Genomic DNA, 12,676 nt, shown 5'->3' with positions numbered 1-12,676 from the left:
TGCCGGTGGGGCCGGAAGTGGGGTGAGATCCGGGTGAGATGCCGCTGAACGCGGCCAGGAACCGTTGGGCTGCGCCGACGGAACGGAACCCCTTCATCGCGCGTTCCGGCGTTGTCAGGTTGAGTGGGGGTGTCGCTCGGTGGGATGATCATCTGTCTGGTCGGGGTTGCTGGAGGGGCTGCTCGTGGAGACGGTGTCGTACCGGGGTTTCCGCTTCCCGCCGGAGATCATCAGCCACTGCGTGTGGCTGTACCACCGCTTCGGTCTGAGTCTGCGTGAGGTCGAGGAGCTGATGCTCGAGCGGGGCGTCGAGGTGTCTTACGAGACGGTCCACCAGTGGACCCGCCGGTTCGGCCCCGCCTACGCCGGCGCGCTGCGCCGGCGCCGCCCGCAGCCGGGCGACAAATGGCACCTGGACGAGGTCTTCGTCAAGATCAACAAGGTGCAGAAGTACTTGTGGCGTGCCGTCGACCAGGACGGGAACGTCCTCGACATCCTGCTGCAGAACCGCCGCGACGAGGCCGCGGCCAGGCGTTTCCTCCGGAAACTGATGAAGAAGACCCGCTCGGTGCCCAGAGTGATCATCACCGACAAGCTCCGCTCCTACGGAGCCGCCCACCGCATGGTGATGCCCTCGGTGGACCACCGCTCCCACAAGGGACTCAACAACCGGGCCGAGAACTCACATCAGCCGACGAGGCAGCGGGAACGCGCGATGAAGGGGTTCCGTTCCGTCGGCGCAGCCCAACGGTTCCTGGCCGCGTTCAGCGGCATCTCACCCCACTTCAGACCCCGACGCCACCTCCTCACCGCCACCGGCTACCGCACCGAAATGATCACCCGCTTCGCCATCTGGGACCAGATCACCGCCACCGCAGGCCTGCCCGCGGCCACCTGAAACAGACACCACTACCACGGCCAGACACGTCCCGAACCAGAAGATGCCCCCGAGAATCACTCAACCTGACAACGCCGTTGCGCCCCACCCGGGCTGCGGAACCCTTTCATCGCGCGTTCCCGCTGCCTCGTTGGCTGGTGGGAGTTCTCGGCCCGGTTGTTCAAGCCCTTGTGGGCACGGTGCTCCACGGAGGGCATCACTTCCCGGTGCGCTGCCCCGTACGACCTCAGCTTGTCGGTCACGACCACCCGGGGTACCTGCCCGGTGGAGGTGAGGAGCCGACGGAAGAAACGCCTGGCCGCAGCCTTGTCACGCCGGCTCTGGACCAGGATGTCCAGGACGTTTCCGTCGGCATCGACGGCCCGCCACAAGTACTTCTGCTTCCCGCCGATCTTGATGAACACCTCGTCGAGATGCCACTTGTCGCCGGGCTGCGGGCGCCTGCGGCGCAGCGCGTTGGCGTAGGCCTGGCCGAACTTCAGACACCACCGGCGGATGCTCTCGTACGAGACGATCACGCCCCGCTCGAGCATCATCTCCTCCACCTCACGGAAGCTGAGGGGGAAGCGGAAGTACAGCCACACACAGTGCGAAATGATCTCCACCGGGTAACGGTGATTCGCATACGACGGCGTGCTGGACGACACGAACCCCACCCCTCACCGGACGGACAACCCGAAGATCATCTCACCCTGCCCCGACAACGTGACAAGGCCGGGCAGAGAACTCCCACCAGCCCACCAGGCAACAGGAACGCGCGATGAAAGGGTTCCGCAGCCCGGGCGGAGCGCAGCGGTTCCTGTCCGCGTTCACCGGGATCTCACCCCACTTCCGGCCCCACCGCCACCTAATGAGTGCCGGCCCGTACCGCTTCGAGATGACCGTCCGCTTCACCATCTGGAACCACATCACCGGCGTCGCCGGCCTGCCCGCCACGGCCTGAACCACAACCCCGCCCCGGCCCCACCACACCCTGACCCACCATCAAACGATCAGGCCGCCGACAACGTGACAAGGCCGCCCGGACCGATGCCATCGCGGGGCAACTTGATCTGCAACCGCAGCTTCGCCCCGTAGAAAATCCTCGGACCCTCCGCCACACGGAACCGGGTGCCGTCTCGCCGCACTTCGGCGTAGGCGTAGACCGTGGGGACGACGTGGCCCTGCCGCACTCACCCGCCAGCTGTCACATCGCCCGACAGCGATCTCGATCACGACCCTCTGAATACCTACCATTTTCGTCATCTACAGTGCTGGATTCACGGCGCACTGCTGTGGTTGCCCTGCAGGCCTTGGAAGAAGCACCGGCTGGCGCGTCTCTTGGCCAATGGGTACCCGGTGATCACTCGCCGGGGGTGGCACTCTCGTGTCTTCTCGCTTCATCGCCGTGAGCCTCGATTCCCGTGGGATTCGAGGACTTACCAAAGCTCTGCGAGCGTTTTCCGTCTCCCCGCTACCCGAGGCGACGATGGAGATTTTACGCCGAGCGGCCAGGAAAATGCAAGCCGCTGCGTTCTCATGGCGACACGTGGTGTAACTGCAGGCCGAGCAGGTGAACCTTTCCCGGAACGGCTTGGCATTCAGGTTCCGTTCACCACAGCGGGAGCATGTGGTGGCTACCGGTTCACCGCGGTCGAGCGTGATCAGCTGGGACCCATACTGCGCACATTTATAGGCGAGTTGACGACGAAACTCTCCGAGGGACGCATCCAAGAGGCGGCGGTTGAAATAGGATTTCACCTTCACTTTGACGCCAGGTCGGGAGCGGCTTCCCTTTACCGAGGACACAAGGCTCACCAGATCGAAATCTTCGATGGCGATACAGGAGTACGACTGGGCGAGCGTCTTGGTGATTCCGTGAAGTGTTCCGGCTCGCCGCAGGGCCACCAAGTGCTGCTCTGTGGCCAGCTGGGCAGACAGCAGCCTGGCTCGCCGAGAACCTGACTGTGTGCGGTTCAGACGTCGGTTGATGCGGTTGATGCGCGGAAGGCTTCGCGTAAGGTGCTCGGGATGGGGGATGAAATTGCCCACATCGCTCCTCCTCACGGGGCCATGGGAGAGAACAGCCAAATATCGCGAGCCGAGATCCACGCCCACTGTGCCCCCGACGCGCTGGCGGACGGTCTGCTTCGCAGAAGACGGCTGGATGATCCTGCAGGAGACACTGGCATACCAACGGTGAGCACGCCTAGTAATAGTGACTGACTGGACGCGCGCCTCCCCGCCAGCGATGAGACGGGCAAGGCGTCTGGAAGAGCCATGGATACGGACCCGGCCGCTCGTGGGGATGATCAGGTGCCTGTACCCGTCGAGTCTGATCCTGGGCTTCTGTACATCGTGGTAGAGAGTGAAGCTGTCTAGACAGCGGCCCTTCTTCTTGTAGCGGGGATAGCCTACCCTGCGCCCGCCGCGCTGGCCTCTGGCCGAATTCATCCAGTTGTTCCAGGCCGCCTGAGCACGGTCAAAACCGGATGTGAAGGAGAAAACGTTGACCTCATTCCACCACGGGGTACCCCCCTCCTCCTTGGGAAGGTCCCGCTCGGTACGCCATATGGCTGCCATGTCGTGCTGATTGGGAATCTGGTCCCCCCGCACAAAGAGCTCCGCCTTAAGACGCGCCACCATCCGACGTGCCCTGGACAAGGCGCGGGCGTACTCTTCTCCTGAACCTCCCGGCCGGGCTTCCTCACGTTCACGTGCTAGTTGCGCCACAAGTTCATTCGGCTCCTGCGGCAAAGGCGACACTTTCGGTCCGGCTGCTCGCGCCATGCTGATGAGAGCCCTGCGGTGGTGATCCCAGGCAGCACATGAGGCCTTCAGGTCTGCGGCCTCATCGCGCATCTGAGCCTTCCACTGTTCTTTGGTCAGGCCATTAGCCAGCAGCGCGTCACGCCGGGAGACCCAAGCTTGATGAGATCGTGTTTTCTTCTCGAGAGCGTAGTTGTAGGCCCAACGGCATGCGCCGGCGGACTTCAGGAAACCCTCCCGCTGCAACTCTGTGGGGGCCAGGGCGAACTGGAAACTGCGCGTTACCTCAAGGGCAGGCATGAAACAGGTCTCCTTCAAAGCCGCAGGGGTGACGGCAAAGGGTTGGGTTTACCCAGCCGACAAGGAGGCCGAAACCCATGTTGAAGGGGGGCTTGCGTGTTTTACGCAAGCCCCCCCCGACGGCACCGACTCAATTCGCCGGGCCATGGTTACGCATGGAACGACTAGTTGGCTGCTCCGTTGGCGGACAGGATCGGGATCTCATCCAGGATGTGCGAGAGCGGCTCGTCACCCTTGTTCTGGCTGGAGTTCTCCACACACGTCTGGGTCTGGGGGGCCGACAGAATCGGGATGTCCTGGACCGCAATCGGGACAAGACCGACGAGGGAGCCGAGGTTGGCCTTGGCAGGCAGCGCGAGACAGGGCTTGTTCAGGGACCCTTGAATGAGACCGATCTGAGGGCTCATGTCACCATGGGTCGCCATGTTGCCGTAGGTCTGGGACGCCCCGTTGCCGTTCACCGCACCCGTGGAGTCATTGTTGAGAGCCATGGCCTGCGGAGCCATGGCCGCGCCCATTCCCAGGGCTGAAACGGCCACTGCGGACGACGCAAGGATCTTCTTGAACATACCTGTCCTTAACTTTGTTGGCATCCGCGCCGGTGCGGACTGCACTGTTAACTACCTGACCGAGCCGAAGTTACGTGCTGTCACCCCAACAGCAGGGCGGTTGCTCTCTTGGGGGCATTGTCACGTTGCCGGCGGCATGATCGTTTGATGGTGCGTCAGGGTGTGCCTGGGTCTGGACGAGGCTGGTTCAGGCCGCGGCGGGCAGGCTCGTGTTGCCGGTGATCTGGTTCCAGGCGGTGAAGCGGACGTTCATCTCGAAGCGGTACCGTGTCAATCCCATGGAAACGTAGAGTCCTCTTCTATGCGGCTTCGGCCCTCTGGTGGGCTTGGCAGGGCACTGTCACGTTGTCGGCGGCGTGATCGTTTGATTGCGCGTCAGGGTGTGCCAGGGCCTGGTAGAGGGCGTAATTCAGGCCGCGGCAAGCAGGCTCGTGTTGCCGGTGATCTGGTTCCAGACGGTGAAGCGGATCATCATCTCGAAGCGGTGGCCGCCGGCGGTCATCAGGTGCCGGTGGGGCTGTGCTTCCCCTCGTAGCGTGGAGTCGTGACCCGATAAGGAGTTGAGGGTGGGGAAGCGACGTAGCTATGACGCGGAGTTCCGTGACGGAGCTGTGCGGATGGACCTTGACCCCAGGTTTTGGACACCGGAGACACTTGGATCTTGATGGTCCAGGAGAACGGAGTCCCTGTGGGGATGAAGCACTATCCCGCCGAGTTCAAGGCGGACGCGGTCGCGTTGTACCGGTCGAGGCCGGGAGCGACGATCAAGTCGGTCGCCGCTGATCTCGGGGTGAACACCGAGACGCTGAGGAACTGGATCCGGGCCGCCGACGGCCGCCGACCTGGCGCCCACTCCGCACCGCCGGCCGCCTCGCAGGCCGTCGGCGACGCCGTTCAGGCGGAGCTGGCCGCCGCCCGCAAGAGGATCCGCGAGCTCGAGGAAGAACGGGACATTCTCCGCAAGGCGGCCCGGTATTTCGCGACGGAGACGCGCTGGTGAACCGCTACCAGTTCGTTGACGATCACCAGCGCCGTCACGGCGTGAAGCGGCTCTGCGGGCGTTGTCAGGTTGAGTGATTCTCGGGGGCATCTTCTGGTTCGGGACGTGTCTGGCCGTGGTAGTGGTGTCTGTTTCAGGTGGCCGCGGGCAGGCCTGCGGTGGCGGTGATCTGGTCCCAGATGGCGAAGCGGATGATCATTTCGGTGCGGTAGCCGGTGGTGAGGTTCCCCCGTTGTTCGGGAGTTGCTGATTAGCTGGTCAGGAGGGGTTGACGGGTGTTCAGGTTCGCTGGTTCGGCCGTCGCCTGGTTGGCGTAGTGCTTCTCTTCGTACTCGATCGGGCTGAGGAAGCCGAGCCGTTCCTGGATGCGACGGGAGTTGTAGAAGCCATCGATGTACTCGAAGAGCGCGAGGTTCGCCTCAGCCCGGGTGGTGAAGGTCCGGCCACGGAGGCCCTCGGTTTTGATGAGCATCCAGAGGCTTCCTCGACTTTCGCTGATCTCGTGGGGCTGGTGTGATCAGGCTGTGTGTTGGAGGCCTGCTTGGGCCCAGGCTTGGTGGACGGCCTGGATTTCGGAGCCTGTTGGCTGGCCTGGGGTGATGGGGAGAAAACGGGCGGCGATGATCACTCGGCGGAGCTTGGCGAGCATGTCGGCGAAGGACGGGTTGGTCTTGGTGGTGTACCAGGGGGCCCGTGCCCGGTGGTCGGCGACGTCGCTGGGATGATGGCCGTGCAACGCGTACCAGACGACGGTGATCGAGTAGCAGTACAGGCCGAACGGGACGGTGCGGCGGACCGCGTTCTGTGTGCGGTTGCGGGCCTGTCCGACGCCGAGCAGGGTGCGGGCCTCGGCGAAGGTGGTCTCGATGGACCACCGCCAGGCGTATCGGGTGACCAGCGCCGCGGCCGGGGTGGCGAGGTCGGTGGTGACCAGGGCCAGGTTGTAGCCGGTGGTGGTGTCCTAGTCGCGGATCAGGATGATACGGACGGTCTGGGTGTGGAGGGAGCCGTACCAAAGGCAGCGGACGTCGGCGATGTGGACATGGTCGGTGCGGCCGTACCGGGCGACGGGCGTGGTGGTGAAGGTGGCGGTCTCCGCGAGTTCGGCGGGTGTGCCGAGCCTGGCGCCCTTGAGGCGGGGGCGGCCGCGCTTCCCGGTCGGCGGTGGTGCGAGGTCGAACAGCACGGCGCTGGCTGGCAGCCGGGTGGTGAGGGTGATCGCCTCGGGCAGGTGGCGCAGGGCCCTGCCGTGTCGACCGCGACCGTGATCGCCGCGCCGCCGTCACCGTGCGGCAGTAGCGTTCTGACGATCAGGTGGGCCAGCACGATCCCCAGGATGTCGACGTTCCAGCGGGTCCGGGAGAAGAAGGCATGGGCCCGGTCGTGCGGCCATGCCCGGGCCAGGCCCGCCCCGGTCAGCATCCCGGTCACCGTGCCAACCCCGGTCTGCGCGACCAGGCCCGTCACCATCGCGGTGAACGTCGTGAACCCCGGCGCAGTGAACACGCGCAGCTTCCCCAGCACCGCCAGTAGCGACGCGGGCACCACCGGACTCGCGGGCATCGGCTTCCCCTCCCCGGGCGTGGTCGCCACAAGCCGATGCTGCCGATGCCCCAGCTCGCCGTGGGCGCGAACAGCCGACCCGTCACCCGCCTGGGTGGAGCGCGCATTGTTCGGCTCCAGCGCGCCGATCGCTACCGGCGCGGCCCGAACAGGCGACGTCGCCCTGAAGGCTGCTCGGGGAAGGCGATCTCGAAGTGGAAACCGTCGTCGCCGACCGTGCGCCGTAGCGTCCGCACAACCGCCTCGGGATCGTCGTAGGGGCCGTTGACGAAGAAGGGCTTGCCGTCCCTGCCGAAGCCGATCGGGCTGGGGTCCACAGGCTCGCCGAGCAGCACGGCAGCATCCTTGAACTCCTCGGCGAGCTCCCCCTCGGGTTCGAACCCGAGGTCGCCCGCGTAGGCGGAGGCCCCGAACACCAGAGCGCGGGCGAGGTCGGCCGGAATCTGCACATGCCCCTCGAAGGCACTGAAGTACAGCCCCCGGTGCCCGGCCAGGCGACTCTCACTCATCGGCTCCGGAGCATGCACGTTCTTCACCCCCAGACACCACACGTCCAGCAGGAACCCCGCTACCTGCGCTTTCGTAGAGCGCGCGCTGTCCGCGGCGACGAGTACCGCGACCAGGCCGCGTACCTCCTCCGCGTCGGCAGCCCCAGGATCAAGGCCCGCCCACCGCGGCGCACCCCCAAGATCCACACTGCGGCTCCAGCCGGCGTTCACCCAGCAACGAGGCTCACCCCGACCCGGCCCCAAGACCGCCGCCGCGTCATTCAGCACCCCGACAACATCTCCGGCACTCATCCCCACAGCCCTGGCGATCGTCTTCACCGACCGACCCTGCTGATCAAGCAATCGCACCCGCGCAACAAGCGAATCATCCACAGCCGCAGCCTACGGCCAACACCAACCACCCAGGAGCCGAACCTCGGCAGTCACACTCGCCAGGCGGCCCTGCGAAAACTACGAAAGTCGAGAGGCTTCTCTTCGTACTCGATCGGGCTGAGGAAGCCGAGCCGTTCCTGGATGCGACGGGAGTTGTAGAAGCCATCGATGTACTCGAAGAGCGCGAGGTTCGCCTCAGCCCGGGTGGTGAAGGTCCGGCCACGGAGGCCCTCGGTTTTGATGAGCATCCAGAGGTTCTCCGCGAGAGCGTTATCGTATGAGTCGCCGATCGGAGCAATAGTCAAGAGTTGTGGATCAGCTGAGGTGGTTCATGCCGCGAGGGTCTCGTCCTGATCGACGAGGTGACCGTTCTCGAAGCGGTTGCCGGCTCGGACGAGGGCGACGAGGTGGGGTGCGGTGACCGCGCGCCAGCGGGCCTGGGCGGATTCCACGAGCTTGAAGACCATGGCGAGGGCGGCGGTGGGGCTGCCGGCGCCGCGGGTGACCTTGGTCCGGAGCTTGACTGTGGAGAACGTTGATTCGATGGGGTTCGTGGTCCGCAGGTGGATCCAGTGCTCGGCGGGGAAGTCGTAGAACGCCAGCAGCTCGTCGACCTCGCCGGTGATCTTCTTCACCGCCTTCGGCCACTTCGCCCCGTACGTCTTCTCGAACGCGGTGACCGCCTTCTGGGCGTGGGTGCGGTCCTCGGCGTTGTAGATTTCCTGGAGGGCTTTCCTCGCGCCGGGCTGCGCGGATTTCGGCAGCGCGTTCATGACATTGCGGGTTTTGTGAACCCAGCACCTCTGATGGCGGGCGGCGGGGAACACCTCCGCCAGGGCCCGCCACAGCCCCATTGCCCCGTCGCCGGTGACCAGGACCGGGTCGCGCATGCCGCGCCGGCGGCAGTCCCGCAGCAGATCCGCCCAGGACTCGGTGGACTCCCTCAGCCCCTCGGCGATCGCGATCAGCTCCTTGGTGCCGTCGACGCGGACGCCCATCAAGACCAGCAGGCACGAATGGGTCTGGGACAGACGGATCTTGGGGTGGATGCCGTCGGCCCACACATAGACGTAATCGGTTTCCGCCAGGTCACGGCGCTGGAAGACGGCATGATCTGCTGTCCACTGCTTCGTCAGCCGGGTCACCGTCGCCGGTGACAGGCCGGCCGTGCCGCCGAGGAACTGCTCGAGTGCGGGCACGAAGTCACCCGAGGACAGGCCGTGGAGGTAGAGCAGGGGCAGGACCTCGCTGACCTTCGGGGACTTCCGGCACCACGGCGCGAGGATCTTCGAGGAGAACCGTTCCCGCTCGCCGGTCCCAGCGTCGACTCGTTTGTCGTTCACACGCGGCGCGGCCACCTCGACCGGTCCCGCGGCCGTGGTCACCGACCGGGGCCGGTGACGGCCGTTGCGGACCACCAGCCTCCGGCCCCGCTCGTCGTGCTGGCCAGCGAGCTCGGCTATGTACTGCTCGACCTCGGCCTCCAGGGCTGCCGCGAGCATCCGCCGGGCGCCCTCCCGGACGATCTCGTCGATCAGAGAGATACCAGACTCGGTGGTGCCGTCTTCGTTGACTACGCTGAGCACGGGCGTGCCTTCCCGACCCGCGCTCGAACGCGGGCCCATTCGGTGACCATGAGTCGATCACCCGGGAAGGTACGCCCTCCGCATCCCACGAGGCACCCCGCCCCAGGCCGATCCACAGGTTCCGAGCATTGCTCCGCCGATTCGAGCCCATGGACGCTTCAACTCCAGCTCTCATTAGCCGGGTTGTGAGCTTGATAGACGTGTATTGACAGCCGTGGTCCGCGTGATGAATCAGCTGGCCGGGCTCGACCTCGCGGGACGCGAGGGCGTACTCCAGGGTGGTCAGCACCAGGTCGGCGTCCGCGCGGGCGGAAGTCTCCCAGGCGACCACCCGGCGGGAGAAGGCGTCGCGGATCGCCGAGAGCCACAGAGGCCCCTCACCGGTGGAGATCATGGTGAGGTCGGTGACCCACAACCGGTTCGGAGCCGGTGCGGTGAAGTCCCTGTTGACCAGGTCCGGGGCCAGGGTGGCCTTCGGGTCCCGGCGCGTGAAGCCCTTGCGCCGTGGGCTGACCCCCGCGATGTCGGCCTCGCGCATCAGGCGCTCGACCCGCTTGCGGCCCACGTGGACACCCTCACGCTTGAGGACGGCGTGTACCCGCGGCGAGCCGTAGTTGCCGCCGGAATCCGCGTGGATCTCTTTGATCCGCTCGGTCAGCTCGACGTCACGGCGCCTTCGCTCGCACGGCTCGGCCTCTGCACGGCGCCAGCGGTACTGATCTTTGATGCCGTGTTTGATGATCTGGGCAGGTTCGGTATGCCGGGTGTATGGGGACTCGAACTCGTGCGTCGTTGAGCCCAGTTGATTTGGAGCGGCGACGTTTGCAGGCGGCTGATTTATTCGAACAGGGGATGCGGCAGAGCAAGGTCGCCCAGATGCTCGGGGTGACGCCGCAGGCGGTCAGCCTGTGGCGGCTGGCCTGGGCTGAGGGCGGCCGTCGGGCCCTGCTGTCCAGGGGGCCGGGCGGCAGTTCGTATCTGAGCGCGGAGCAGGAGCGGGAGCTGGAGGGTCTTCTGCGGGCGGGGCCGACGGCGTACGGCTGGGAGGATCAGCGGTGGACCCTGGCCCGGGTCGGGGTCCTGATCGAGGAGCGGTTCAAGGTCCGCTACGAGGTCTCCGGGGTGTGGCGGCTGTTGGACCGTCTGGGCTGGTCGTGGCAGGTGCCGAAGGTGCGGGCCGTGGAGCGTAGCGAGGAGGCGATTGCCGCATGGCGCACGGAGACGTGGCCGGCGGCCTCCCATCCGCGCAGGTCACAGCCACAGGCGGGTGGGTCTGCTTCGAGGACGAGGCCGGAGCCTGGCTGAACGGGCCCATCCGCCGCACCTGGGGCAAGGCCGGGCAGACCCCGGTGCTACGGCTGTCCGGGAAACGCAACGACAAGATCAGCATGGTCGCGTGGATCTGCTTCAAGGAGGGCACGGAGCCCCGGATGATCTATGCGGTCAAGCCGTCGGGCGGCTACACGAAGAAGGACTTCCCACGCTTCCTCGCCCTGCTCCACCGCCGGCTGGACGGCCCGGTCACCCTCGTCTGGGACAACTACTCCAGCCACATCAGCAAACACGTGAAACAGTACGCACAGCGACAGGACTGGCTCACGATCATCCAGATGCCCTCCTACGCACCCGAGCTGAACCCCGTCGAACTCCTCTGGGCGCACGCCAAGGAGAAGATCGCGAACCGGGCCTTCCGTTCGATTAGCGAACTCCACCGAGCCGTGAAGAGGGCCCTGCGCTACATCCAGCGCCACCCCGAACTCCTCATCGGATTCCTGGCCGGGACCGGCCTCGAACTCACCCCACCCGCATCAAGCCCGTAGTCAAAGATCAGTAGTAGGTGGAGGAGGGGATGTGCAGTTCCCGAAGTACGCACTCGACTCCCAGGCACGGGTGCTCGTCAACGAGCGCCGTCACCTGGGCCGGGTCGGGTCGAGTTGCGCCGCGAAAAACGCCGAGGCCGTCCGCAGTACGTCGTTGGCCCGCTTGAGCTGGACATTCTCCTTGCGCAGGGCCGCGAGCTCGGCGCGTTCGTCGGTGGTGAGCCGGTCATCGCGTTCGCCGGCATCCGCCTCCGCCTGGCGGATCCACCCGCGCAGGGCCTCGGGATGCACGCCGAAGTCGACAGCCAGCTTCTTGATCTGGGGCTTCGGCTCCGCGGTGCGATACATCCGTACCGCACGCTCACGCAACTCGAGCGAGTATATCCGGGGTGCAGCCATGGCCACTGGTCCTCTCATGAGTCCCATCTGACCCGATGTCAACACTCTCCGCATCCCGGGGGAACCTCAAGACCCCCGGTAGAGGTTAGGGAATCGCGCAGATCACACGCGCCTGGATCGATCGTGCCACGGTGAGCGGTACCGACGGATAGTTTCCGCTCACCCGATATTCGCGGAGCGCGGGGATGGGATGGTCGGGGTTGGCGTTTTCAGAGTAGTCGTTGGGCAACCCGCCTGCGAAGTTGTTCATTCCGCTGACGATGGTCTCTCCGGGAAGGCACTGGGCGTTTGCGAAGTAGAAACCTCCCGAAGGGTCGATATTCTTCACCTCTCCATCGACGACATGCGTGCGGACGGGTCCGGCGGGCCCGGTGCTGCCCATGGGTCCGGTCGCTCCCGTGGCACCCGTCGCTCCGGTCTCGCCTGCTGGGCCCTGGGCTCCGGCCGGGCCTGGGGCCCCGGTTGCTCCTGCCACTCCGGCGGGGCCGGTGGCTCCGGTAGCGCCTGACTCTCCATTTGCCCCTGGCGGTCCCACGGGACCGACCGCGCCTGCGGGACCGGCTGCCCCTGCCGGACCTGCGGGACCGGCTGCCCCTGCCGGACCTGCGGGACCGGCTGCCCCTGCAGGGCCTGCAGGGCCTGCAGGGCCTGATTGTCCGTTGTGGTGCTCATGGTGGTGAGAGGGTTTCGGTGTTTCTGGGCCGTGGGGGGGGCCGTCTTGACATTCGTCGTTGTTAGCCGCGGCGAGGTAGCGGGTGTGGTCGCAGGGGTTCGGCGGGTGTCCGGCGATTGCGCGTGGCGCCCCCGTCTCCGGACGCGACGGGGCTGCTACTGCGGGCGTGAGGGTCCCTAGTGCCAGGGTTCCGAGTGTTCCGGTGAGGAGGCATGTGCCCAGCCAACGGGCTCGGATCA

At 65.8% G+C, this 12,676-nt stretch carries 14 protein-coding genes and 3 pseudogenes; 6 read left to right on the top strand and 11 right to left on the bottom strand.

The features are described from left to right. Nucleotides 1-184: 184 nt before the first annotated feature. On the top strand, nucleotides 185-898 hold the full coding sequence (locus tag OG435_RS49175) for an IS6 family transposase (RefSeq protein WP_266887886.1): 714 nt from the start codon (nucleotides 185-187) through the stop codon (nucleotides 896-898). A gap of 74 nt (nucleotides 899-972) precedes the next feature. On the opposite strand, the pseudogene OG435_RS49170 reads toward OG435_RS49175, so the two are convergent. Then, nucleotides 973-1,545 (bottom strand): annotated as a pseudogene (locus OG435_RS49170) (IS6 family transposase); the annotation flags it as partial. A gap of 68 nt (nucleotides 1,546-1,613) precedes the next feature. On the opposite strand from OG435_RS49170, the pseudogene OG435_RS49165 reads away from it, so the two are divergent. After that, nucleotides 1,614-1,841: pseudogene (locus OG435_RS49165) on the top strand (IS6 family transposase); the annotation flags it as partial. A 302-nt stretch (nucleotides 1,842-2,143) separates the two neighbouring features. Here OG435_RS49165 and OG435_RS49160 read toward each other — a convergent pair. Both OG435_RS49160 and OG435_RS49155 read right to left on the bottom strand, forming a co-directional pair. Then, entirely contained in the window at nucleotides 2,144-3,946 is a 1,803-nt protein-coding gene (locus OG435_RS49160) for an RNA-guided endonuclease TnpB family protein (protein WP_266888373.1), read from the bottom strand. A 164-nt stretch (nucleotides 3,947-4,110) separates the two neighbouring features. Continuing rightward, the gene (locus tag OG435_RS49155) at nucleotides 4,111-4,515 is read right to left on the bottom strand and encodes a rodlin (RefSeq protein ID WP_266888371.1); all 405 of its coding nucleotides are present in this window, start codon (nucleotides 4,513-4,515) and stop codon (nucleotides 4,111-4,113) included. Between the two features lie 694 nt (nucleotides 4,516-5,209). Here OG435_RS49155 and OG435_RS49150 point away from each other — a divergent pair. Continuing rightward, nucleotides 5,210-5,515 carry a transposase gene (locus OG435_RS49150; protein ID WP_266888369.1) on the top strand — a complete coding sequence of 102 codons (306 nt, stop codon included), beginning with the start codon at nucleotides 5,210-5,212 and terminating at the stop codon, nucleotides 5,513-5,515. 250 nt (nucleotides 5,516-5,765) lie between these two features. Here OG435_RS49150 and OG435_RS49145 read toward each other — a convergent pair whose 3' ends face one another. The 6 genes and pseudogenes from OG435_RS49145 to OG435_RS50540 all read right to left on the bottom strand — a co-directional run. Next, complete coding sequence (locus OG435_RS49145; protein ID WP_266888367.1) at nucleotides 5,766-5,987, bottom strand: IS3 family transposase; 222 nt, start codon at nucleotides 5,985-5,987, stop codon at nucleotides 5,766-5,768. A 489-nt stretch (nucleotides 5,988-6,476) separates the two neighbouring features. After that, entirely contained in the window at nucleotides 6,477-6,701 is a 225-nt protein-coding gene (locus OG435_RS49140) for a hypothetical protein (RefSeq protein ID WP_266888364.1), read from the bottom strand. A gap of 508 nt (nucleotides 6,702-7,209) precedes the next feature. Next, entirely contained in the window at nucleotides 7,210-7,905 is a 696-nt protein-coding gene (locus OG435_RS49135) for a hypothetical protein (RefSeq protein WP_266888361.1), read from the bottom strand. Nucleotides 7,906-8,009: 104 nt separating this feature from the next. Beyond that, entirely contained in the window at nucleotides 8,010-8,264 is a 255-nt protein-coding gene (locus OG435_RS49130) for an IS3 family transposase (RefSeq protein WP_266888359.1), read from the bottom strand. Between the two features lie 24 nt (nucleotides 8,265-8,288). Beyond that, on the bottom strand, nucleotides 8,289-9,545 hold the full coding sequence (locus OG435_RS49125; RefSeq protein ID WP_266874713.1) for an IS256 family transposase: 1,257 nt from the start codon (nucleotides 9,543-9,545) through the stop codon (nucleotides 8,289-8,291). A 145-nt stretch (nucleotides 9,546-9,690) separates the two neighbouring features. Beyond that, nucleotides 9,691-10,203: pseudogene (locus tag OG435_RS50540) on the bottom strand (IS3 family transposase); the annotation flags it as partial. Between OG435_RS50540 and OG435_RS49120 the strand changes: the two are divergent. From OG435_RS49120 to OG435_RS49110, 3 genes are read left to right on the top strand one after another with little or no spacing between them, the layout of a single operon-like run. Then, nucleotides 10,111-10,341, top strand: coding sequence for a hypothetical protein (locus OG435_RS49120; RefSeq protein ID WP_266888357.1), 231 nt, complete (start codon nucleotides 10,111-10,113; stop codon nucleotides 10,339-10,341). The pseudogene OG435_RS50540 and the gene OG435_RS49120 sit on opposite strands and share 93 nt — an antisense overlap. Further along, complete coding sequence (locus tag OG435_RS49115) at nucleotides 10,314-10,850, top strand: winged helix-turn-helix domain-containing protein (RefSeq protein WP_266888355.1); 537 nt, start codon at nucleotides 10,314-10,316, stop codon at nucleotides 10,848-10,850. Before OG435_RS49120 ends, OG435_RS49115 begins: the two co-directional genes overlap by 28 nt. Next, nucleotides 10,754-11,365: an IS630 family transposase gene (locus OG435_RS49110; protein WP_266887891.1), complete on the top strand. Its 612-nt coding sequence runs from the start codon at nucleotides 10,754-10,756 to the stop codon at nucleotides 11,363-11,365. The genes OG435_RS49115 and OG435_RS49110 overlap by 97 nt, the downstream gene beginning before the upstream one ends. A 90-nt stretch (nucleotides 11,366-11,455) precedes the next feature. On the opposite strand, the gene OG435_RS49105 is transcribed toward OG435_RS49110, so the two are convergent. Next, on the bottom strand, nucleotides 11,456-11,764 hold the full coding sequence (locus tag OG435_RS49105; RefSeq protein ID WP_430625883.1) for a transposase: 309 nt from the start codon (nucleotides 11,762-11,764) through the stop codon (nucleotides 11,456-11,458). Between the two features lie 85 nt (nucleotides 11,765-11,849). Continuing rightward, the gene (locus tag OG435_RS49100; RefSeq protein WP_266888336.1) at nucleotides 11,850-12,146 is read right to left on the bottom strand and encodes a hypothetical protein; all 297 of its coding nucleotides are present in this window, start codon (nucleotides 12,144-12,146) and stop codon (nucleotides 11,850-11,852) included. Between the last annotated feature and the right edge of the window lie 530 nt (nucleotides 12,147-12,676).

Source organism: Streptomyces sp. NBC_01264 (assembly GCF_026340675.1).
Classification (GTDB): Bacteria; Actinomycetota; Actinomycetes; order Streptomycetales; family Streptomycetaceae; genus Streptomyces.
The sequence above is the reverse complement of the archived record's forward strand: the minus strand, read 5'-3'. Positions and strand labels throughout refer to the sequence as shown.

Excerpts from the sequence above, each read along its gene's own strand:
- OG435_RS49160 (WP_266888373.1), bottom strand. The coding sequence starts at position 3,946 with ATGCCTGCCCTTGAGGTAACGCGCAGTTTCCAGTTCGCCCTGGCCCCC.
- OG435_RS49155 (WP_266888371.1), bottom strand. The coding sequence starts at position 4,515 with ATGTTCAAGAAGATCCTTGCGTCGTCCGCAGTGGCCGTTTCAGCCCTG.
- OG435_RS49150 (WP_266888369.1), top strand. The coding sequence starts at position 5,210 with ATGAAGCACTATCCCGCCGAGTTCAAGGCGGACGCGGTCGCGTTGTAC.
- OG435_RS49145 (WP_266888367.1), bottom strand. The coding sequence starts at position 5,987 with ATGCTCATCAAAACCGAGGGCCTCCGTGGCCGGACCTTCACCACCCGG.
- OG435_RS49115 (WP_266888355.1), top strand. The coding sequence starts at position 10,314 with ATGGGGACTCGAACTCGTGCGTCGTTGAGCCCAGTTGATTTGGAGCGG.
- OG435_RS49110 (WP_266887891.1), top strand. The coding sequence starts at position 10,754 with ATGGCGCACGGAGACGTGGCCGGCGGCCTCCCATCCGCGCAGGTCACA.
- OG435_RS49105 (WP_430625883.1), bottom strand. The coding sequence starts at position 11,764 with ATGGCTGCACCCCGGATATACTCGCTCGAGTTGCGTGAGCGTGCGGTA.
- OG435_RS49100 (WP_266888336.1), bottom strand. The coding sequence starts at position 12,146 with ATGGGCAGCACCGGGCCCGCCGGACCCGTCCGCACGCATGTCGTCGAT.